The following is a 21,265-nucleotide window of genomic DNA, read 5'->3' as shown; positions in this document are numbered from 1 at the left end:
TGTCCGGATCGACCGGGGGCTTCCTGGGCTCGGCTCGCGTTTTCGCGGCTTCGACCGGCGGTGTCTTTTCGACCGGCGATGCCGCTTTGGCTGGCGGCGTCGGTTTCGCCGGTGGCCGGGGCGGCGGCACCAAGGCCACATTGATCGCCTGCCGCTCAGGATTGAGCGCGCTGCCGGCGACTTTGGCGCCGGATCGATCGCTGCCTTCCGCTTGCGTCGGATCCTGCAGATCCGACTTTGCCGACGGCGACACAAGCAAGGCTGCCGCCACCGCGCCGTGAACCAGGCATGAGGCCGCGATCGCCACCGTCCACTTGCCATGTTCGCCACGCGGCCGCGGTCCGGCCAACGCCTCGCCGGGAGCGGCCGTCAAAACGCTGTCGGTGTCGGGAATGTCGTCGGTGTGCTGCATGGCGCGGGCCGGAAGCTGCCGCGACAAGCGGGAAATTGTCAAATCAAGATCGGTTGCCGCAAACGGCGTGACACGGATCCCAGGCAAAGGCCAGGGAACGGCGTCGCGCGCGAGTGCCGGCTCCGTGCCCATGGCCGGTTCAGACGCCGAAAGCGATGCTGGTCCTGGTCGAGGTCTTCAGCGCCCGCATGCAGGCCGCCGGCTCGACACCGTTGCCGGCGCATTCGGTCGCGCTGTTGATCAGGACGCGGCTGAGCTTGCCGCAGTCGGCGCCGGCGAGATCGAAGCGCGTGACCTTGGTCTTGCCGGCCGGCAGGTCCTTGAAATCGAGCACGGTGAGGCGGTCGACGACACCGGCTTCGTTGAACAGCGCGATCTCGAAAGCCGCCTTGGACAGATCAGCGCCGAGCGCGTTGCTGACGACGAAAGTCAGCCGGCAGCCTTTTTCCGAAGGCTGCGCGGCGTTGAGCTCGAGGCTCAATACCGAACCTGGGGCCGGAACCGGCGCGGACTGGGCCCACGCCGGCACCATCGCAAGCGACATCGCGAACGTCGAGGTCAGCAGACGAAAGGATGCCGTCAAGCGTTTCATATCTATCTCAGCCTCCAAAGCGCATGGTTGCCGCCAGCTTCAGCGTGACGCCGGGTTCGTAGAGGACGGCGGTCGTGCTTCCGTTGAGCGGGTTGGTGTATTTGACGTCGAACAGATTGTCGGCGCGGAAGTCGAGCTTGAGATTGTCCGTCGCCTGGTAGCTGGCGAAGGCGTTGACCAGCGTATAGTCCTTGGCCACCGGATTGCCCTTCGGCTTGCCGTTGTACTGCACCTCGCCGCCGACGGTCAGCTTACCCTCGAGGAAGCGCAGGCCAAGCTGGGCCGTCACCTGCGAGGAGGGGACGGAGGCCAGGTCGGCGCGTTCCCTGTCGTAGGAGATGGTGTGGCCGTTGATGATGGAGGCCGACAGGCCGGCATAGCCCCAGCCGGCGTCGTAGACGCTTTCCAGCTCGAAGCCGTTGATCTTGGCCTTGGCGAAGTTCTGGTACTGGAAGCAGATCGGAATGCCCGGGCCGAACGGGCAGCCGCTGGTCGGATCGAAGGGCGAGAGCGTCACGCCGTCGATATAGTCGTCGACATTGTTGTTGAAATACGCTGCCTTCAAACGGAATGCGTCGCCGCCCTCGATGATGTCGTTCTGCTTGTAGTTGACACCGAACTCGACGGTCTTGCCGGTCTCGGGTTTCAGGTTCGGATTGGGCAGGAACGGGAAGCTGACGCCGGCCGGATGGTTGCCGCTGATCAGCGTCTCGGTCAGCGAGGGCGAGCGATAGCCTTCCGCATAGGTGCCGTAGAACTGCAGGCCGGCCAGGCCGGCGCTTTCGAAGGGCGAGACCCCGACGGTGATGCGCGGCGAAACCCTGTCGCCGGAGGTCTCGTTCGTGTCGTCCTTCAAGCTGTAATTGTCGTAGCGCAGGCCGCCAATGACCTCGAGCCACTCCCAGGTCAGCTTGTCCTGGATGTAGGCGCCGGAGACGTTGCGTTTGCCCGACGGCGTGTAGAAGCTGTCGCCACCGGCCGTGCCGCCGGTATCGACATCGTCGCCGACCCAGTCGCCGCCATAGGTCAGTTCGTGTGCGACGCTCGCCGTCTCGAAGCGCGATGTGTTCCAGATATCGATGCCTGTCGTGTCGACATCGAAGGTGGACAGCGATCCGGCCGGCAGCACCACGGGCAGGCCGGTGACCGGGTCGAAGCGGTTCTGCGCGGTAAGCGTCGTCAGGTCGAGCAGGGTCTTGTTGTACGAGGCGTTGATGTGGAGGTCGAGCCAGCTCTTGGCGTCGTCGGTGATGTTGTAGCGAGCCGTGAAGGTGTTCGACTTCAGGTCGACGTCGTTGGCCGGCACGCCGCCACTGGTTTCCGTCCAGCCGTCGCTCGAGCCGACCCAGCCGAGCTTCAGTTCGCTGTTCTCGGTCGGGCGTATGGTGGTCTTGAGCAGGCCGCTCAGCACATCGAAACCGGTGCCGGCAACGGTGTCGCCGCCGCCGTTCTTGTAGTCGCCATAGTCGCGGTAGACGATGTTGCCGAGAACGTCCCAGTTCTCGTTGATCTTGTAGGCGCCGGTGGCGCTGGTGGTCCAGCCCTTGCCGTTGCTTTCATAGCGCCCGGTCAGCGAGCCGGCCCAGGTCTCTTCCGGCTTGAGGAAATCCGCGGCGTCCTTGGTGTCGAAGAAGACGACGCCGCCGATGGCGCCGGAACCGTAGGTGTTGGCGGTCGGGCCGCGGATGACGTCGACCGACTTGATCAGCTCCGGATCGACATAGAAGGTCGACTGCGTGCCGTGGTCGGAGCGCTGGAAGTCCTGCCTTGCGCCGTCGACGATCACCGCGACGCGGCCGAAATCCTGCAGGCCGCGGATGTTGATGCTCGAAGAGACGCGTCGTGCATCGGCCTGCACGGTGACGCCGGGCACGCCGAGCAGCATCTCGTTCGGCGTCGTCGCCATGCGGCGATCGAGCTGTTCCTGGTCGACATGGCTGGCCGAGGCCAGCGACTGGATCGCCGTCTCGCCCGTGCGGCTGATGACGAGGATCTTGTCGAGCAGAGTTCCTTCGGCTGCGGCCTTCTCGTCAGCCTTCTTCTGATCCGCCTGCTGCTGATTGGCCGCCGGCTGCGTGGCCTGCTGCGCTTTGGCCGCGGGCGCGCCAAGCGCGATCGCCGCCGAACCGGTCATCAATATCGCCACTGCCCGCGCCAACGGGCGGAAGCCCGCGCCTGTGCTGTCGCCCGCCAGGCCCGTGCGTCCCCAAATCACCAACCCCATGCCCCAACTCCAGATTTTCAGGCTCGTAGCTGGCTGGCCATTGGCTCGCTCGCATTTTTGATCACGTCCGGCGTCTTAAATGTTGACTCATTTAGTCCGGTAATGCACTGACTAGTAAACATGATTATTCGAGTCAAGAATTGAATCGGCATTTTATGAGGCTGCGGCCAAGGTGGCCGGCAGAGGAAAGGCACCGACCGATGAACACGCACAATCCCAACGATTTCCGCTATCGCGTCCGCCGCCCGGAGGACACGCAGATGCGTTACGAAAGGGTGCCGCTGGCGGTGAGGACGCTCTCCAGCAACACGCTGTTCCAGGGCGAGCACGAGATCGGCATCGAGCATCACGGCGCGCTTTACCGCCTGAAGATCACCCGCCAGGGCAAGCTGATCCTCAACAAGTGACCGCCATCGGCGGGCGATAGACGAACATCAGGCAATACAGGTGAACGACATGGACCAGCGCGTTAAGCCGTCGCCGGAGGAAATCCGGCGGGCAAGGCAAGACAATCCGAAAATACGGGAACGCGATCTCTCGGCGCAACTTGGCATTTCGGAAGCGGAGCTGGTCGCGGCGCAATGCGGCGTCGGCGCTGTCCGCGTCGAGCCGCGCGTCAACGATCTGCTGACCGGCCTCGAGGCGATCGGCGAGGTGATGGCGCTGACCCGCAACGAAAGCGCCGTGCATGAAAAGATCGGCGTCTACGACAAAGTCGTCACCGGCAACCACAACGCCATGGTGCTTGGCGAAAACATCGACCTGCGCATCTTTCCGAAGGTCTGGGCGCATGGCTTTGCCGTCGAAAAGCGCGACGGCGGCGAAATCCGCCGCAGCCTGCAGTTCTTCGATGCGTCGGGCGAGGCGGTGCACAAGGTGCATCTGAAGCCCGCATCCAATCTCTATGCCTACCAGAAACTGGTGGCGAGCCTGGAATCGTCGAACCAGGAACCGGCCGTCGCGATCCTCCCAAGCGCGGCGGAAGGGGAGGATGAGGCGCAGGGATCGGTCGCCTCGATCGACGATCTGCGCGACCGCTGGAGCCGGCTCACCGACGTGCATCAGTTCTTCGGCATGCTGAAGACGCTGAAGCTCAGCCGCCGCGAGGCGGTGCGCATGGTCGGCCAGGACTATGCCTGGCTGCTCGACAATGACGCGGTCAGCGCCATGTTCCACCACGCGGCGGCAGGCGGGATGCCGATCATGTGCTTCGTGGGCAACCGCGGCTGCATCCAGATCCATTCCGGCCCGATCAAATCGGTCAAGCCGATGGGGCCGTGGATCAACGTGCTCGACGAGACCTTCCACCTGCATCTGAGGACCGACCACATCCACGAGGTCTGGGCGGTGCGCAAGCCGACCAAGGACGGCCATGTCACCTCTCTGGAGGCCTATGACGCCAATGGCGGCATGATCATCCAGTTCTTCGGCAAGCGTCACGAAGGCGAGAACGAACGCGAGGACTGGCGTTTCCTGGCCGAGAACCTGCCCCGCATTCCCAATCCGACCGCTGCATGAGGTAGCACCCAATGCGCTTTGTTCCCAGTTTCCGCACGGCGCTCGCGCCGATGCTCGGCGTCCTGCTCGCCGTCGCCATGCAGCCGGCCAAGGCCGAAGAAGGCACCACTGTCTTTGCGGACACCTCGCGGATCGCCTCGATCGGCGGCTCGATCACCGAGATCGTCTACGCGCTCGGCGAGGAAGGCCGTCTCGTGGCCCGCGATTCGACCAGCAACTATCCCGAGGCGGCGGCGAAGCTGCCCGATGTCGGCTACATGCGGGCGCTCTCGCCCGAGGGTGTCCTGTCGGTCAATCCGAGCGGAATCCTGGCGCTGCATGGCAGCGGCCCGAAGGAAGCGGTCGACGTGCTGAAGAAGTCGAGCGTGCCTTTCATCGAGGTGCCGGACCACTACAACCACGAGGGCATCCTCGAAAAGATCCGCATCGTCGGCAAGGCGCTGGGGGTCGAGGCAAAGGCGGAGAAGCTGGCCGCGGAGACGGACGCGAAGCTGACAGCGGCGGAAAAGCAGACGGCAGCGATCAAGGAGCGCAAGCGCGTGCTGTTCGTGCTGTCGACGCAGGGCGGCAAGATCCTTGCCGCGGGCAGCGACACCGCGGCCGACGGCATCATCAGGCTTGCCGGCGCGGTCAACGCGGTCGAGGGTTTCTCCGGCTACAAGGGGATGACGGACGAGGCGATCGTCAGCGCCAAGCCGGATGTGATCCTGACGATGAAGGGCGGCGGACCGCCGATCTCGGAAGAGGAGCTGTTTGCCAACCCAGCCGTGGCTTCGACACCGGCGGGCACGAACCGCAAGATGGTCAGCATGTGGGGCGGCTATCTGCTCGGCTTCGGCCCGCGCACCGCCGAAGCTATCCACGACCTTGCGGTCGAGCTCTATGGCAACCAGGTCGTGGACTGAGCGGCGATGGCCGAACAGTCGATAGCAGGGGCGCCGGGCCGGGCGATGGCAGCCGATGGCGACCGCTCGGCGCGGGCAAGGTTCGTCATCGTGCTCTTGTGCGTGGCGCTGGCCTTTTCCGTATTCCTGTCGCTGACGGCGGGCGCTTCCGACGCATCGGCCGTCCGCGTCGTCCGCGACTGGTTCACCGGCGCCATGCCGGCCGATGCGGCGCTGGCCGCGCGCGACCAACTGATCGTCTATGACATCCGCATACCGCGCGTGCTGCTCGGCGTGCTGATCGGCGCAGCGCTCGCCGTCTGCGGCGCGGTCATGCAAGGGCTGTTCCGCAATCCGCTTGCCGATCCCGGCCTGATCGGCGTTTCGGCCGGCTCCAGCCTCGGCGCGGTGGCGATCATCGTGCTCGGCACCACATGGCTTGCGCCTGTCACGCTTGCGTTGGGCACGCTCGCGCTGCCGCTGGCGGCATTCTTCGGCGGCCTCTCGGTGACGTTGCTGCTTTACGCCATCGCCACGCGCCAGGGACGGACGTCGGTCGCCACGATGCTGCTTGCCGGCATCGCCATCAGCGCCCTTGCCATGGCGTTGACCGGCGTCCTGATCTTCATGGCCGACGACCGGCAGCTGCGCGACCTGACTTTCTGGCAGCTCGGCTCGCTTGCCGGCGCGACATGGCCGAAGATCGGCACCGTGGGGCCGGTGATCGTGCTGGCGCTGTCGGCGATGCCGTTCCTGTCGCGCGGCCTCAACGCGCTGGCGTTGGGCGAAGCGACGGCTGGCCATCTCGGGATTCCGGTGCAGCGGCTGAAATACACCGCCATCGTCGGCGTGTCGGCGGCGGTCGGCGCCTCGGTCGCGGTCAGCGGCGGCATCGGCTTCATCGGCATCGTCGTGCCGCATGTGCTGCGGCTCGCGATCGGCCCGGACAACCGCTATCTGCTGCCGGCCTCGGCCTTGCTCGGCGCCTCGTTGCTCTTGCTTGCCGACTCGGTCGCCCGCACCATCGTGGCTCCCGCCGAGCTGCCGATCGGCATCGTCACGGCGGTCGCCGGCGCGCCGTTCTTCCTGTGGATACTGCTGCGCAAGCGCGGCGTCATCGATTTGTGAGTTTGCCATGATCGAAGCGCGCGACATCTCGGTGGCGATCGGCGGCAAGCGCATCGTCTCGCATGTCGATTTCGCGGCGCGGCCTGGCGAGGTCTCGGCCGTCGTCGGACCGAACGGGTCGGGCAAGACGACGCTGCTCAAGGCACTGACCGGCGAGCTTGCCTATACCGGCGCCGTCACGCTCAACGGCCGCGACCTGTCGGCCATGAAGCCGGTGGAGGCGGCGACGCTACGCGCGGTGCTGCCGCAATCGACGGCGCTGTCCTTTCCCTTCACCGTGCGCGAGATCGTGCGCCTCGGCCTGATCGGTGGGCGCTCCGGGGTGCTGCCCGGCGAGGATGCGCGTTTGCCCGAGCGGGCGCTGGCGCGTGTCGACCTCGACGGCTTTGCCGGCCGCTTCTACCAGGAGCTTTCCGGCGGCGAGCAGCAGCGCGTGCAGCTTGCCCGCGTGCTCTGCCAGGTCTGGGCGCCGGTGCTTGAAGGGCGGCCGCGCTATCTGTTCCTCGACGAGCCGGTCTCCAGCCTCGACGTCAAGCACCAGCTCATCATCATGAACATCGCGCGCGATTTCGCCCGGCGCGGCGGCGGCGTGATGGCGATCCTGCACGACCTCAATCTGACGGCCATGTATGCCGACCGGATTTTCGTGCTGCGCAACGGCGAGCTTGCCGCTGCCGGCCCCCCGGCGGACGTGCTGAACGACGAGCTGATCGAGAGGGTGTTCGACTGCAGGCTGAAGGTCGGGGCTCTGCCGTCAGGAAATATGCCGTTCGTGTTGCCCCAATCGGCTGCGTAGGGCTTTCCCGCCTTCGTCATCCACGGGCGGAACGGGAGCGAAGCGGACGCGGAGACCCGAGGATCCATTCCGTTACATTGGCCGAAGAATGCAGCGATCCAGAACGAGCGCTGGCGCCGACGCCGCCAGTTCTGCATCGCCGCGACGCTCGAACGTCACGGAATGGATTCTAGGGTCTGCGCTGCGTCGCTGCGCTCCTTGCTCCGCCCAGAATGACGAAGTCATGGGCGGCGTCGCACCAGTAAATCGCGGGCGGCGGCGCCGTTCGAGAATCAAGCCGCTAAGGCGAGCTCAAGCCGCCGGGGCGCGCCGCTCCAGAAGGTCGATGCCGAGCAGATGGCGCACATTCGGACGCGCGGCGACGAGATCGGCGATCGTGTAGCGGGAAAGCACCGCGAAGAAGGCGTTGAGCGCCTCGCGCAACGCCGAATTCAGGGCGCAGCTGTCGACCAGCGGGCATTCGGCGGCGTCGTTCTCGAAGCATTCGGCCATGGCAAAGCTCTCTTCGGTGACGCGCACGACATCGAACAGGTTGATCTGCTCGGCCGGACGGCCGAGCCTGACGCCGCCATTGCGGCCGCGGACGGTCTCGACAAGACCGGCCTCGACCAGCGGCTGCAGGATCTTGAACAGGAACAATTCGGACACCGAATAGGCGGCGGCGATCTCGGGGATGCGGCTCAGCCTGTCGGTATTCGCGGCGCAATACATCAGGATGCGCATCGCGTAGTTGGTCTGGCGCGTGAGCCGCATGGTATCCTCGCGAAATATTAGCTTGGGCCGAATATGGCCCATAGTTTGGAACAATTCCAGACTGGACCGATACATAGCTGAATAATCGTGTCAACTTTTTGTGCATGCCGGCACATCTGACGGCGCGGGACGCCTCACAAGCTTCGAGCGAGCGTTTTGGTGGCGCAGCCACTAGATAGATGCGGGTGCAAACAGGAAACGGCCTCTCCATGTCACAATCAGCTTCGGCCCTGGCGCCGGTTCGATTCGACGGCGACGCGCAGGCGAAGCTTGCGGCATTGCGGCGGACCAAATTCATTGCCGCCGCCGCGCTCGCGCTCTGCATCCTCGTCTTTGCGCTCGCCAAGTCATTCGAGGGCAGACATCCATGGCTCGGTTTCGTCGCCGCCTTCGCCGAGGCGGCGACCATAGGCGGCATCGCCGACTGGTATGCGGTGGTGGCGCTGTTCAGGCGGCCGCTCGGGCTGCCGATCCCGCACACGGCGATCATTCCGGAGAACCAGCACCGTATCGCCGACAATCTCGGCCGCTTCATCGAGGCCAATTTCCTGGCGCCGGAGCCGGTGCGCGAAAAGCTTGCCGAGGTCGACTTCGCCGCTCTGGTCGCCGACTGGCTGGCCGATGCCGAGCGTGCCGCCGGCCTGTCGCGATTCGTCGCGCGGCTGGTGCCGCAGACATTGACGGCGGTGGAGCAGTCCGGCCTGCGCGATTTCGTCACCAGCCGCATGCTGGAGCAGATCGAAAAGGTGCCGCTGGCGCCGCTCGCGGCGGATCTCTTGTCGGCGCTGACCGACGACCGCCGCCACCAGAAGCTGTTCGACGAGTTCACCAGGGTGATCGGGCGTTTCCTCAACGACGAACAGGCGCTTGAGACGATGCGCGAAAAGATCCGCGAGGAACTGCCGTCGCTGTTCAACCTGTTTCGCGCCGACGCCTATCTGTTGAAGAAGATCGTCGCTTCGGCGGGTTCGCTGCTCGATGAGGTGCGGGCCGATCCCGACCATCCGATGCGCGCCGAATTCGACCGTTTCGCGCTCGGCTTCATCGAGCGGCTCAGGATCTCGAAGCAATATGCAAGGCGCGCCGAGAAGCTGAAGCGCGATTTCCTCGGCCGTCCGGAGGTGAGGGCACTGGCCGGCGATGCCTGGACGAGCCTGCGCCTGTTCATCGAGCAGGACGCCAATGCGCCGAATTCGACGATACGCGAGCACCTCGCCAGCATGTTCGTCGAAGTCGGCAGGCATCTGGCCGACGACGCGCAGATCAGGGCCGACATGAACCAGGGTTTTGTCGTGGCGCTGGCCTCGTTCGTGGAAAGCCAGAAAAGCGGGGTGTCGACATTCATCGCCGACCAGGTGAAGCGCTGGGATCTGGCGCAGCTGACGCGGCTCATCGAAATGAACATCGGCAAGGACCTGCAATATATCCGTTTCAACGGCATGATCATCGGTGGGCTTGCCGGCCTGGCGCTCTACACGGCGGAGCGGCTGTTTCTGGTCAATTGACGCGCGCCCCAGGCGCACTATTCTCCTTCGAGGGCGCTGCAGAGGCGGCAAAAGGGAGGCACAGCATGGCAAAACAACCGGATACCGACTCGTTCCTCGATATGTTCAGCAGGTTCGGCCGCGACCTCAAGCTGCCGAATGTCGATGTCCAGGCGATCCTCGATCACCACCGCAAGAACCTCGAAGCGCTGGACAAGTCGGCGAGGGCAGGCGCGGCAGGCGCATCCTCGGTGCTGGCGAGGCAGCATGAGATGGTGCAGAATGCCATGCATGAGATCACGCGGATGGCGCACAACTACCAGACGCCCGGCAATCCGCAGGAGCTGATGAGCAAGCAGGCGGAATTCGCTCGCAGGTCGTTCGAGACGACGCTGAAGAATGCCAGCGAAGTGGCTGACCTGGTGCGGAAATCCAGCACCGAATCGGTGGAAATCCTGCGCGACCGGATCAGGGATGCGATGTCGGAGATCCGTGCCGGATACGAAAAGAAATAGGCTGTCCGGCGTTTCGGACCCACCATCGATCGACATGCGATGCAACCGGCTAAGGCGTCCGAGCGTTCTCGGGCTGCCCTAAAAGCATCAACTCTACCGGCGAAAATCGCGGAGCGGCGAATTGACAGAGGCCGCCGCTTCATGGTCGGGAGACAGGCAAGAGTGATGGGAAAGCCGGAATGACGGAAACACGGCCGAGAACGCCGCCGACCTTCGAACAGTTGCGCACGATGTCCGGGCAGGAGCTCGGCGTGTCCGACTGGACGACGGTCGACCAGCAGCGCATCGACCAGTTCGCCGAATGCACGGGCGACCACCAGTGGATCCATGTCGATCCCGAACGGGCGAAACGGCAGAGCCCGTTCCGCACCACGATCGCGCATGGCTACCTGACCTTGTCGATCATCGGCGCGCTGGCGCTGGAGATGGGCATCGTGCCGGAAAACACCCAGGCCGCCTTCAACTACGGCTTCGACAAGGTGCGCTTCCTGGCGCCGGTCAAGGCTGGCGCGCGCATCAGGCTGCGCACCACGCTGCTTTCCATGGAGGACCGCGGTCCCGGCCAGTATCTGATGAAGGCCGCCAACACCGTCGAGATCGAGGGCGAGCAGAAGCCGGCGCTGACCGCCGAAACGCTGGTGATGATGTATGAGCGCCGCAAGCGGGCAGGGGCTTAGAGGCTGTTTGGAAATTCTACTCTGGCGGCCATCTGGTGGCGCTTTCTGCGCTTCCGGTGCTCACGGACGCAGAGTCCGCTCCGCTCCGGTTCTCGAAATCGCCCCGATATGACTCGCCAGAGCGAATTTCGAAACAGCCTCTCGGCCGTAGTCACCCTTGATAGCCGAGGCAGATCGCGCCTAGCGCGACAACGCCGCAGGCCGCAATGCGCTTCGGAGTCAGCGTCTCTCCAAGGAACAGGCGTCCGATCAGCGCCGCGAAAACCACGCTCGTCTCGCGGATTGCCGTGATCGGGCCGGCCGGCCCGAGCGCGAAGGCCGCCACCACGGCGCCATATGCAATCAGGGCGAAAATCCCGCCGCCAAGCGCCTTCAGTGCGTCGGGCGAACGAAAATCAACGGTGAGCTTGCCGCGGCAGACGATAAAAGTGACCGGCAGCAGCGCTCCGTAGATCAGCAGAACCCATGCCGTGTAGGCGCCTGAGCTTCCCGCCGATCGCACGCCGATGGCATCGACCGTCGCATAGGCGGCGATGATTGCGCCGGTAACGAGCGCATAAAGGATCGATGTCGTCGCCGCGCGTCCCTTGCCAAGCGAAAGGCTCATGATGCCGAGCGCGGCAAGAACGACGCCGAGGGTCTGGTGAGTGCTCAAGCGCTCGCCCGCCAGAACGAAACCGCCGAGCGCCACCAGGAGCGGCACGGAGCCGCGGACGATCGGGTAGACCTGGCCCAATTCACCATAACGGTAGGCTGCCACCAGAAAGAGGCTGTAGCCAACCTGAAGGCAGGCTGAGAGCAAGATGTAGGGCCAGGCCGACGCCACCGGCAGCGGATGGAAGATCGCCAGCGGAATGGCGACGATCGTCGCCGAAAAGCTCATGACAGTGACGGTCCAAAGCCTGTCGCTGCCGGTTCGCAGAAAGGCGTTCCAGCCGGCGTGCAGGATCGCGGCGAACAGCGCCAGACCTATGACGGTCGCGCTCATTGCCGTTTCTCCGGCGCGGCAAGAATGGCCATGGCCGCGTTGCGGGCATCGCGAATGGCGGCGCCTGGCTGGCCCATCCGAGCCATTAGCGTCGCCCCCTCGATCAGCATCAGCAGGATGGCGGAAACGCTGTCGGCGTCGTCGGCGGACATCATCTCTTCGAGGATCAGTCGCATGCGCTGCCTCAGGCCGTTTTTTTGCCTGACGGCGACCTGGAACACCGGATGCGCCGGATCGCCGAACTCCGCCAGGGCATGCGCGAACAGGCAGCCGTGAAAGTCGGCGCTTTCGAACCAGCGACCGTACCAGTCGAATATCGTGCCTATCTTCTGCGCCGGCGTTGCCGCCTGTTCGGCGAGACGATCGAGTTGGCGGTCGAAGCGCGCGGCCCGGTAGGCCAGGACCTCGACCATCAAATCGTCCTTGCTGGGAAAGTGCCGGTACATCGTCATCTTGGCCACGTCGGCTCCGGCGATGATGCGGTCGATGCCAGTAGCGTGGAAGCCTACGCGCTTGAACAACCTATAGGCGGTTTCAACGATGTGCTGGCGCTTGTCGATCCTGGTTGGTTCGGTCATGGCGCTACCAGTGATGAGACAGGTCTGTCTAGTTATGCCTGCGCGATAACAGCATGTCAATTGCCAGCTGCACCGGGTGCCGTTAGGCGGTGCAACGGCATTCGGCGGCGCCGAGCCGGGCAGAGAAGCCTCACCGAGCGAGGCCTCTCCGCCTGTCATGCGTCAGGCCGCGTTCGCTCGTTTCTTCAGGATACCAAGCGCGGTCAGCGTGATCCCGGCCATGAGCGAGCAATAGCCCGCCAGCGGCCATGCCGTATCGCCACCCAACAGGAAGATGAACAGTGTTCCCGCCGTCGCGACGATCACGCTCTGCGCGCAGAAATAAAGCGCGACCGCCGTCCCTGCTGCCTCGCCGAACGGCGCCAGCGCGCCGTTGGCGGTGACCGACGCGGTCAGGACGATGCCGATGGCGATGATCCACATCGGCATGACGAAGCTCACGAAGGACGGCTCGGCCAATGACTGGCCCATGGCCAGCAACCCCGCGCCCAGGAGCAGCATCGCCATGCCGCGCCTGACGCTGCCTTCGGTGCCCCAGCGAGCGACGAAGCTCCTGGCGAAGCGTGTGGCGACGATCATCACCAGTGCCGCGCTGGCGAATGCGAGGCTGAAGCCGAGCTGCGAGAAGCCGGCCTTGTCGATGAGTACTCTCGGCGCGGTCGAAAAGAACACGAAGAACGAGCCCATGGCGGTGGCGAAGGCCAGCGTGTAGGTCCAGAAGGCGAAGCTGCGCAGGATCGGCGCGAAACCAGCCCTGGCAGCGCCGTCGATCAGCGGGCGCGTTTCGCGCCATCTCGGCCAGGCGTTGAGCGTGGCGGCGGCGGCAAGAATGCCGAGCGCGACGAAGATCGCCCGCCAGCCGAAGCTATGGGTGACCAAAGCGCCGGCGATCGGCCCCAGCGCCGGCACGAAGGAGAGCAGCGAGCCGAGCGTGGCGTAGATGACGGCGCCTTCCGGCCTTTGCGCATAGACGTCCCGGACGGTGGCGAAGACAGCGACGAGCATGGCCGAGGCGCCCAGGGCCTGCGCGATGCGCAGGGCAAGGAAGACCGGTGCAAGCGACGTGACGGCGAGCAGGAAGGAGGCAGCCATGAACGCCAGCGCGCCGCCGATCAGCACCGGACGCCGGCCGATCCTGTCGGAGATTGGGCCGAAGGCAAGTTGGCCGAGGCCCAGGCAGATCATGTAGAGGCTGAGCGTCAGCTGCACCACGGCCGGCGAGGTGCCGAGCGCGCCCGGCATGATCGGCACGACGGGCAAGTAGATATCCATGGCGAGGGAGGCCATGACGTCGAAGGGAGACAAAAGCAGCAAGGCTGCTGGCATGGACAAGGTCCATGTCGGCTGGTTCGGAGAAGACATGAGGAGAGTTCCGCTCAAATGGTGACATTCGGCGGCGATCTGCCTTGAGTCTTTTCTGACGCAATTCCGGACGGGAGGCTACGGCGAAGGGCCGAGCCTAACCTTTTTACACGTTTCCTGGAATTGCTCACGGGAATGACGGGACAGACTGCCGCAACAACGAAAGGCTGTTGCGGCTTACTTGTCTGCTGACTTGCTGGATCCCATGGCTGTCGGTCCCGATGACGATGCGCATGCCCGCTGGCATGCATGTTCGCGGCTTCACTACCAGCCAAAGACTGCTAGGGCAACCGACGGTAGCGCCTACGCCGCCTTGCGGCGAGATGCCGTGACCGCTCTTTCCAGAACGGTGACAATACGCTCGTCGCCGCACTGGGCGACGTTGAAGCGCATGAAGCGGCCGGCGGTATGCGACAGGCTGAAGGCATTGCCGGGCGCCAGCACGACATTGTCCGAAAGTGCATGGCGGGCGACATCGGCGGCGTCGATGCCGTCGGGCAGGCGGCACCAGAGGAACATGCCGGCAGGCTGGTCGATCCAGGGCGCGATGCCCATCGCCTTCAGCCTGCCGGCGGTCTCGGCCATGGCGCGCGACAGGCGGGTGCGCAACTGCTCGACATGCTTGCGGTAGCTGCCGTCCTTCAACAGGGTCAGCACCAGTTCGGCGGAGAGCCGCGCGCCGCCGAATGTCGTGGCGATCTTGAGATCGGTCAGGCCTTCCATCCAGTCGAGTGGCGCCGCGATGAAACCGCAGCGCACCGAGGCCGACAGCGTCTTGGAGAAGGAGCCGATCTGGATAACGCGCTGCAGCCCGTCGAAGGCCGCGAGCCTCGGGGCGGGGCTGTGTTCGAAATCGGCGAAGATATCGTCCTCGACGATGGTGAGGTCCGCCTGGTCGGCGAGCTTCAGCAGCCGATGCGCGGTGACCGGCGACAGGATCGCGCCTGTCGGGTTGTGGATACCGGAATTGGTGATGTAGAGGCGCGGCCGGTGCTCGGCGAGCGCTTCGGCGAAGAGCTCGATGTCCGGCCCCGAAGGCGTGTAGGGAACGCCGACCACCTTGGCTTGATGCGCGCGCAGCAGCGCATGGAAGTTGAAGTAGCAGGGATCGTCGACCAGCACCGCATCGCCCGGCTCGAGCAGGAAACGGCACAGAAGGTCGATCGCCTGGGTGCCGCAATCGGTCAGCATGATCTGGTCCGGCGAGACCTCGACGCCATGCTCGGCCATGCGCCTTGCCAGCAACTGGCGCAGCGGCGGCAGGCCAAGCGGCGTGCCGTAATCGGCAAGCACCACGTCGTCAGCGCGGGCGGCGCTGCGGAGCGCCCGCCGCAAGGCGGCCTGCGGCATCCAGGAGGCGGACAGCCAGCCGCAGCCGGGCTTCAGCATCTCCTCGCCCGCTTCGAGCGATTGCCGCGACACCCAGAGCGGGTCGACGGCGCGATCGAGCCGAGGGCCGATCTCGGCCAGCGACAACGGTGCAAGCTGGCCGGCAGCGTAGAAACCCGAGCCCGGACGCGAACGGATCGTGCCCTCCGCCGCGAGGCGCTCATAGGCCTCGACGACGGTCGATTTCGAAACCTGCATGGATTTGGCCATGGCCCGTATCGACGGCAGGCGGGCTCCGGGCGTCAGCGTGCGCGCCGCGATCCGCTGGCGGATAGCCGCCATGACGGTTTCGACGAGGGTGGCGACACTGGCATTTGAGCCTGGTACGTCCATCTGTACTTCCCTGCGGACCATTACAGTTTTGTAGAATTGTACCTCATTGTATCTGGCAACACCATGGCCTGCGCCGGTACGGAAGCGCAAACGGAGCAGGTCCATGGAAAAGAGTTTCGACGGCTGGCTCAGCGGCTTCATCGGCGTGCTGATCTTCAGCGGATCGCTGCCGGCGACGCGGGTGGCGGTGATGGATTTCGACCCGACCTTCCTGACGGCGGCCAGGGCGGCGATCGCCGGTCTGCTCGGGATTGCGATGCTGCTGCTGTTCCGCGAAAAGCGTCCGGAGCGCAGCGACCTGATCTCGCTCGTCGTCGTTGCGCTGGGTGTCGTGGTCGGCTTCCCGTTGCTGACGGCGCTGGCGCTGAAACATGTCACTTCGGCCCATTCCATCATCTTCGTCGGTCTGCTGCCGCTGGCGACCGCGATCTTCGGCGTGCTGCGCGGCGGCGACCGTCCGCGCCCGGCCTTCTGGCTGTTCTCGTGCCTGGGAAGCGCCTTGGTCGCCGGCTTTGCCCTGGCGCAAGGCGTGACCGCCTCGCCGGTTGGCGACGGCCTGATGCTCGGCGCCATCATCGTCTGCGGGCTGGGCTACGCCGAGGGGGCCAAGCTGTCGCGCAAGCTCGGCGGCTGGCAGGTGATCTGCTGGGCCTTGGCGCTGTCGCTGCCGGTGATGCTGGCGTTGAGCTTCGCGACGCTGCCGCCATCCTTCGCGGCCATCGGTTCGGGCGCGTGGATCGGCCTCGCCTATGTCTCGTTGTTCAGCATGCTGATCGGCTTCATCTTCTGGTATCGCGGCCTCGCGCAAGGCGGCATCGCCGCCGTCGGGCAACTGCAGCTGCTGCAGCCCTTCTTCGGCCTGGCGCTTGCGGCGAGCCTGCTGCACGAGCAGGTCAGCCCGATGATGGTGGTCGTGACGCTCGGGGTCGTGGCCTGCGTGTTCGGGGCGAAGAAATTCGCGAAGTAGGAACCCTACTGATTTGTTTTGACGCAATTTCGGACGGAAAACCGTTTCACACTTTTCCTGGAATTGCTCAGAACTTCGTCACCACCCCGATGCCAATCCCCTCGAAGCCGCCCATCGCCATCAGCGCAGCGGGCGCTTCCTCGAGGCTGATCTTCTTCCCGACCAGCAATTCGGGCTTCAGCTTGCCGGTGCGGATCATCTCCATCATCGCGTTGTAGCGGTAGGCCTGCATGCCGTGGCTGCCGAGGATTTCGAGCTCGAAGGCGATCACCTTGTCCATCGGAACCTGCGGGCGTGCGTGCTCGCCCAGCATCAGGCCGACCTGAACATGGCGGCCGCGCCGGCGCAGATTGGCGATCGAGTTGAAGGAGGTGGTCGGGTGTCCGAGCGCGTCCATCGACATATGCGCCCCGCCATTGGTGATCTGCTTGACGGCCTTGACGACGTTTGGCGTCGTCGAGGCGTTGATCGTCGCCACCGCGCCGATCTTCTTGGCGAATTCCAATTTCTCATCCGTCAGGTCGATGGCGATGACATTGGCGCCCATGGCGCTGGCGATCATGATCGCCGACAGGCCGACGCCGCCGCAGCCATGCACCGCCACCCATTCGCCGGGCGTCACCCGGCCCTGGTCGACGATGGCGCGAAACGAGGTGACGAAGCGGCAGCCGAGGCTTGCCGCGGTGGCGTATTCCATCTCTTCGGGCAGGCGCACGAGATTGGTGTCGGCATGCTCGATGCCGACATATTCGGCGAACGAACCCCAGCCGGTGAAACCAGGCTGCGTCTGGTGTTCGCAGACCTGATGGTTGCCGGAGGTGCATTCGAAGCAGCGGCCGCAGCCGACCGCGAAGGGAACCGTGACGCGATCACCTGCCTTCCAGCGGCTGACCTGTTTGCCGGCGGCGACGACGACGCCGGCAAGCTCATGTCCAGGAACATGCGGCAGCGTGATGCCGTCGTCATGGCCCATCCAGCCATGCCAGTCGCTGCGGCAAAGGCCTGTAGCCTCGACCTTGATGATGACGCCGTCGGCGGCCGGCTTCGGGTCGGGAACGGTCTGGATCGTCGGCGCCTGACCGAATTTCTCGAAGACGACGGCTTTCATCGGCAAACTCCCAACATTGCGTATTTGAGCTGACGATAGCCGATTCCACCGCCGGTTGACCGGAAATCGATTCTGCCAGGGCCGGCAGGCGGATCGGTTATTCCGCTTGCTGGCGGAAATCGGCGAGCCGCGTTTCGCCGGGCGCAAGCAGGCGTCCGTCCTCCGCATACACCTCCAGGCGCCGGATCGGCTTGCCGCTCTCGTTGTCGACCATGAAGGTGTAAGGCTCGCCCGGCCCGGAGAAATAGGTCTCGCCCCATTGGCGCAGCGCGACCAGGACATAGAACAGGCCACGGCCCTTTTCGGTCAGCACATATTCATGATGCGCGCTGCCATCCGGCGCCGGAACGGTTTCGAGGATGCCGTGCGCAACCAGATTGCGCAGCCGCGCCGACAGGATGTTCTTCGCCACGCCCAGGCTCTTCTGGAATTCGCCGAAGCGCCGCATGCCGTCGAAGGCGTCGCGCACGATGAGCAGCGACCACCAGTCGCCGATCGCATCAAGCGGCCTGGCGATGAGGCAGTCCGCGCTTTGATGGCTCGTCCGTTTAACCATGCAATTCGTCCAGATTTCCGATTTGTGGTTGCAAGATAAAACCTTGTTCTCTATTCCGCAATGGTTTCAAGTTGAAACCGAACGGAGCCAGCACGATGAACCTGCAGCTGCAAAGTGCCGATCTGCGACGGTTGGAAGAAGGCGCGGTAGAGAAGCCAAAGCCGGGATTCCCGCGCGTCACCGCGCTCATCTTTGCAATTGCCTGCGGCCTGAGCGTCGCCAATGTCTATTTCGCGCATCCGCTGCTCGACGCCATCGCGCATGACTTTTCCATCGACCCAGCCTCGGTCGGCGTCGTGGTGACGGTGACGCAGATCGGCTATGCGCTCGGCCTGTTCTTCATCGTGCCGCTCGGCGATCTCTTCGACCGCCGCAAGCTGGTCGCCGCCCAGGCCGTGCTTTCTGCCCTGGCGCTGGTCCTCGTCGGCTTTTCGCCAAGCGCGGCGGTCCTGCTCGCGAGCCTTGCGGCGGTCGGGGTGCTCGCCGTCGTCGTGCAGGTCCTGGTCGCCTATGCCGCCGACCTGGCGGCGCCGGCCGAGCGGGGCCGGGCGGTGGGCACTGTCACCAGCGGCGTCATAACAGGCATCCTGCTGGCGCGCTTCGTCTCGGGACTGGTCGCCGATTTCGCTGGCTGGCGCTCCGTCTACCTCGTCTCGGCGGTGCTGACGCTGGTGATGGCGGCGATCCTGTTCCGGGTGCTGCCTCGCCATGAGGCCGCGCGGTCGCGCACATCCTATGCCCGGCTGCTGGGCTCGGTGTTGCGCCTGTTCGTGGAGGAGCCGCTGCTGCGGGTGCGCGCGGTGCTTGCCATGCTGATCTTCGCCAGCTTCAACGTGCTGTGGGCGCCATTGGTACTGCCGCTGGCGGCCCCGCCTTTTTCGCTGTCGCATACCGAGATCGGCCTGTTCGGCCTGGCGGGCGTCGCAGGCGCGCTCGGCGCACGCTGGACCGGCACGCTGGTCGACCGAGGGCAGGGCCAATCGGTCACCGGGCTCGGCATCTCGCTGATGGCGGCCGCCTGGCTGCCGATCGCGTTCGTGGGCACGTCGTTGTGGCTGCTGGTGCTGGGCATCGTCATGCTCGATCTCGCCATCCAGGCGGTGCACGTCACCAACCAAAGCCTGATCTTTGCCCGCCGGCCGGACGCCCGCAGCAGGCTGGTCGGCGGCTATATGATCTTCTATTCGCTGGGCAGCGCGCTCGGCTCGATCGCCTCGACCATGACCTATGGCGCCTGGGGTTGGATCGGCGTCTGCCTGCTTGGCGCGGGCATCGGCCTGGCGGCGTTGGCGTTCTGGACCGCTACGTTGCGGGTAGGGCGCTAAGCCGGGCTACTCGGCATCGATCTGGTTCTGCGGCGCAGCTTTCTGGAATGCCGGCAGCGCCATACAAGCGGCGTTGATGCGCGCGATAACCGGATAGGGCGCCATGTCCACGCCGAAGCGGGCGTTGCTGGTGACCTGCGCGGCAAGGCAGATATCGGCCAGGCCGGGCGTGTCGCCATGGCAAAACGCGCCAGTCTCGGGCGATGAGGCCAGAATCTTCTCAAGCGGCTGGAAACCTTCGTTCACCCAGTGCCGGAACCAGTTGACGACATCCTCGTCGCCGGCGCCGAACAAACTGCGAAGCGAGGTCAGCACGCGCAGATTGTTCACGGGGTGGATGTCGCAGGCGATCATCTGCGCCAGCATCCTGACGCGAGCCCGGCCCAGCGCATCCTTCGGCAGCAGCGACGGCTCCGGCTGGATCTCGTCGAGATATTCGATGATCGCCAGCGACTGGGTCAATAACATGCCGCCGTCCAGCACCAGCGCCGGCACCAGACCTTGCGGGTTGACCGCGAGATAGGCGGGCTCGAGATGCTCGCCATGGCGCAGATGATGCGGCACATAGGTGTAGTCCAGCCCTTTCATCGCCAGCGCAATCCGGACCCGGTAGGAGGTGGAGGAGCGGTAGTAATTGTGGAGGACGAGGTCGCTCATCGCCTCGGCTGCCCGATGCTCACCGCGATCTCGCCGATGCCGTCGACACCGCCGGTGATGCTGTCGCCGGCCTGGACCGCGCCGACGCCGGCCGGCGTGCCGGTGAAGATCAGGTCGCCAGGCCGAAGCTCGACCGCCTCGCTGCAGATCGAGACGATGTCGGCGATTGGCCAGATCAATTCGGCAAGATCGCTGTCCTGTTTCACCGCGCCGTTGACGGCGAGCCAGATGCGGCCTTTCTCCGGATGCCCCGATTTCGCGGCCGGAACCAGCGGGCCGCAAGGCGCGGACTGGTCGAACGCCTTCGACCAGTCCCAGGGCCGCGCAGCTTTCTTGGCCTGATCCTGCAGGTCGCGACGGGTCAGGTCGACGCCGACGCCATAGCCCCAGACATGGGCGAGCGCTTCTGCGCGCGGAATGCGGAAGCCGGCCTTGCCGATGGCGACGACCAGCTCGATCTCGTGATGCAGGTTGGAAGTCAGCGGCGGGTAAGGGATCTCGGCGCCGCTGTCGACCACCGCATCGGCGGGCTTGGTGAAGAAGAAGGGCGGGTCGCGCTCGTCATTGCCGAGCTCGCGCGCATGCGCGGCGTAATTTCGGCCGACGCAGAAGATACGGCGCACGGCAAACCGCTCCGCCGAGCCTGCGACGGCAACCGAAGCAATCGCCGGTGGCGGAAGGACGAATTCTGGCATGAGTTTTCTCTGGGTTGGCATGAATCGTGCGCACCTTCCGCCGATTTTGACGGATGGGCAAGACTCGACCTCCCGGCACATCGGCCTGTCGTTTCAGTGACAATGCGCTGGATCATTGGGCGTATACTATTTGCCAATAATCTGAGCACGGTCACCGGGTTATCCTGTGGCGGCCGAAACCGAACCGATGCCTGAACCCGTGCAATGACCCCCGTCAGCGATCGCGCCCGCTTCCTGATCATCGACGACCACCCGCTGTTTCGCGAGGCGCTGCACAGCGCGGTGCAGATGGCCTATCCGGACGTCGACACGGTCGAGGCGCGC

21 protein-coding genes and 2 pseudogenes are annotated in these 21,265 nt (G+C 64.9%); 11 read left to right on the top strand and 12 right to left on the bottom strand.

Features of this window, described 5'->3' with window-relative positions; genetic code table 11:
• From FJ471_RS28765 to FJ471_RS28755, 3 genes and pseudogenes are all read right to left on the bottom strand, one after another.
• Positions 1-412 (bottom strand): annotated as a pseudogene (locus FJ471_RS28765) (energy transducer TonB); the annotation flags it as partial.
• Positions 413-551: 139 nt separating this feature from the next.
• Positions 552-1,004: a hypothetical protein gene (locus FJ471_RS28760; RefSeq protein ID WP_140808271.1), complete on the bottom strand. Its 453-nt coding sequence runs from the start codon at positions 1,002-1,004 to the stop codon at positions 552-554.
• Positions 1,005-1,011: 7 nt separating this feature from the next.
• Complete coding sequence (locus FJ471_RS28755; RefSeq protein ID WP_246684860.1) at positions 1,012-3,138, bottom strand: TonB-dependent hemoglobin/transferrin/lactoferrin family receptor; 2,127 nt, start codon at positions 3,136-3,138, stop codon at positions 1,012-1,014.
• A 290-nt stretch (positions 3,139-3,428) separates the two neighbouring features.
• Here FJ471_RS28755 and hemP point away from each other — a divergent pair, with 290 nt between their 5' ends.
• From hemP to FJ471_RS28730, 5 genes are read left to right on the top strand one after another with little or no spacing between them, the layout of a single operon-like run.
• Positions 3,429-3,635: a hemin uptake protein HemP gene (gene hemP / locus FJ471_RS28750; RefSeq protein WP_040981784.1), complete on the top strand. Its 207-nt coding sequence runs from the start codon at positions 3,429-3,431 to the stop codon at positions 3,633-3,635.
• A gap of 49 nt (positions 3,636-3,684) precedes the next feature.
• Positions 3,685-4,746 (top strand): hemin-degrading factor, encoded by a 1,062-nt coding sequence (locus FJ471_RS28745; protein ID WP_140808267.1) that lies wholly within the window; start codon positions 3,685-3,687, stop codon positions 4,744-4,746.
• 11 nt (positions 4,747-4,757) lie between these two features.
• The gene (locus FJ471_RS28740) at positions 4,758-5,651 is read left to right on the top strand and encodes a hemin ABC transporter substrate-binding protein (RefSeq protein WP_140808265.1); all 894 of its coding nucleotides are present in this window, start codon (positions 4,758-4,760) and stop codon (positions 5,649-5,651) included.
• Between the two features lie 6 nt (positions 5,652-5,657).
• Positions 5,658-6,758, top strand: coding sequence for an iron ABC transporter permease (locus FJ471_RS28735; RefSeq protein ID WP_140808263.1), 1,101 nt, complete (start codon positions 5,658-5,660; stop codon positions 6,756-6,758).
• Between the two features lie 7 nt (positions 6,759-6,765).
• Positions 6,766-7,554 (top strand): heme ABC transporter ATP-binding protein, encoded by a 789-nt coding sequence (locus FJ471_RS28730; RefSeq protein WP_140808261.1) that lies wholly within the window; start codon positions 6,766-6,768, stop codon positions 7,552-7,554.
• Positions 7,555-7,845: 291 nt separating this feature from the next.
• Here FJ471_RS28730 and rirA read toward each other — a convergent pair whose 3' ends face one another.
• Complete coding sequence (rirA, locus tag FJ471_RS28725; protein ID WP_140808259.1) at positions 7,846-8,307, bottom strand: iron-responsive transcriptional regulator RirA; 462 nt, start codon at positions 8,305-8,307, stop codon at positions 7,846-7,848.
• A 209-nt stretch (positions 8,308-8,516) separates the two neighbouring features.
• Between rirA and FJ471_RS28720 the strand changes: the two genes are divergently transcribed.
• From FJ471_RS28720 to FJ471_RS28710, 3 genes are all read left to right on the top strand, one after another.
• Positions 8,517-9,812 (top strand): DUF445 domain-containing protein, encoded by a 1,296-nt coding sequence (locus FJ471_RS28720; protein WP_140808257.1) that lies wholly within the window; start codon positions 8,517-8,519, stop codon positions 9,810-9,812.
• 65 nt (positions 9,813-9,877) lie between these two features.
• Entirely contained in the window at positions 9,878-10,306 is a 429-nt protein-coding gene (gene phaP / locus FJ471_RS28715) for a TIGR01841 family phasin (protein ID WP_140808255.1), read from the top strand.
• A 179-nt stretch (positions 10,307-10,485) separates the two neighbouring features.
• Positions 10,486-10,983: a MaoC family dehydratase gene (locus FJ471_RS28710; RefSeq protein ID WP_095764985.1), complete on the top strand. Its 498-nt coding sequence runs from the start codon at positions 10,486-10,488 to the stop codon at positions 10,981-10,983.
• A gap of 151 nt (positions 10,984-11,134) precedes the next feature.
• Here the strand turns inward: FJ471_RS28710 and FJ471_RS28705 are convergent, their stop codons facing one another.
• From FJ471_RS28705 to FJ471_RS28690, 4 genes are all read right to left on the bottom strand, one after another.
• Positions 11,135-11,971 carry an EamA family transporter gene (locus tag FJ471_RS28705; protein WP_140808253.1) on the bottom strand — a complete coding sequence of 279 codons (837 nt, stop codon included), beginning with the start codon at positions 11,969-11,971 and terminating at the stop codon, positions 11,135-11,137.
• On the bottom strand, positions 11,968-12,549 hold the full coding sequence (locus FJ471_RS28700; RefSeq protein WP_140808273.1) for a TetR/AcrR family transcriptional regulator: 582 nt from the start codon (positions 12,547-12,549) through the stop codon (positions 11,968-11,970). Before FJ471_RS28700 ends, FJ471_RS28705 begins: the two co-directional genes overlap by 4 nt.
• A gap of 162 nt (positions 12,550-12,711) precedes the next feature.
• Positions 12,712-13,911 carry a CmlA/FloR family chloramphenicol efflux MFS transporter gene (cml, locus tag FJ471_RS28695; protein WP_140808251.1) on the bottom strand — a complete coding sequence of 400 codons (1,200 nt, stop codon included), beginning with the start codon at positions 13,909-13,911 and terminating at the stop codon, positions 12,712-12,714.
• 303 nt (positions 13,912-14,214) lie between these two features.
• Entirely contained in the window at positions 14,215-15,633 is a 1,419-nt protein-coding gene (locus FJ471_RS28690; protein ID WP_140808249.1) for a PLP-dependent aminotransferase family protein, read from the bottom strand.
• A 103-nt stretch (positions 15,634-15,736) separates the two neighbouring features.
• On the opposite strand from FJ471_RS28690, the gene FJ471_RS28685 reads away from it, so the two are divergent.
• Positions 15,737-16,600, top strand: a complete 864-nt coding sequence (locus tag FJ471_RS28685; protein WP_140808247.1) for a DMT family transporter — start codon at positions 15,737-15,739, stop codon at positions 16,598-16,600.
• A 67-nt stretch (positions 16,601-16,667) separates the two neighbouring features.
• Here FJ471_RS28685 and FJ471_RS28680 read toward each other — a convergent pair whose 3' ends face one another.
• Positions 16,668-17,708, bottom strand: coding sequence for a zinc-dependent alcohol dehydrogenase family protein (locus FJ471_RS28680; RefSeq protein ID WP_140808245.1), 1,041 nt, complete (start codon positions 17,706-17,708; stop codon positions 16,668-16,670).
• Positions 17,709-17,805: 97 nt separating this feature from the next.
• Positions 17,806-18,264 carry a helix-turn-helix domain-containing protein gene (locus FJ471_RS28675; RefSeq protein WP_140808243.1) on the bottom strand — a complete coding sequence of 153 codons (459 nt, stop codon included), beginning with the start codon at positions 18,262-18,264 and terminating at the stop codon, positions 17,806-17,808.
• Between the two features lie 95 nt (positions 18,265-18,359).
• Between FJ471_RS28675 and FJ471_RS28670 the strand changes: the two genes are divergently transcribed.
• Positions 18,360-19,589: an MFS transporter gene (locus FJ471_RS28670; RefSeq protein WP_140808241.1), complete on the top strand. Its 1,230-nt coding sequence runs from the start codon at positions 18,360-18,362 to the stop codon at positions 19,587-19,589.
• Positions 19,590-19,595: 6 nt separating this feature from the next.
• Here the strand turns inward: FJ471_RS28670 and maiA are convergent, their stop codons facing one another.
• Complete coding sequence (maiA, locus tag FJ471_RS28665; protein ID WP_140808239.1) at positions 19,596-20,246, bottom strand: maleylacetoacetate isomerase; 651 nt, start codon at positions 20,244-20,246, stop codon at positions 19,596-19,598.
• A complete protein-coding gene (locus FJ471_RS28660) occupies positions 20,243-20,941 on the bottom strand; it encodes a fumarylacetoacetate hydrolase family protein (RefSeq protein WP_140808237.1) in 699 nt (232 codons plus the stop codon). Before FJ471_RS28660 ends, maiA begins: the two co-directional genes overlap by 4 nt.
• A 204-nt stretch (positions 20,942-21,145) precedes the next feature.
• On the opposite strand from FJ471_RS28660, the pseudogene FJ471_RS35425 reads away from it, so the two are divergent.
• Positions 21,146-21,265, top strand: a pseudogene (locus tag FJ471_RS35425) (response regulator transcription factor); the annotation flags it as partial.

The organism is Mesorhizobium sp. B2-7-1 (assembly GCF_006440735.1).
In the GTDB taxonomy this organism is placed as follows: Bacteria; Pseudomonadota; Alphaproteobacteria; order Rhizobiales; family Rhizobiaceae; genus Mesorhizobium.
The sequence above is the reverse complement of the archived record's forward strand: the minus strand, read 5'-3'. Positions and strand labels throughout refer to the sequence as shown.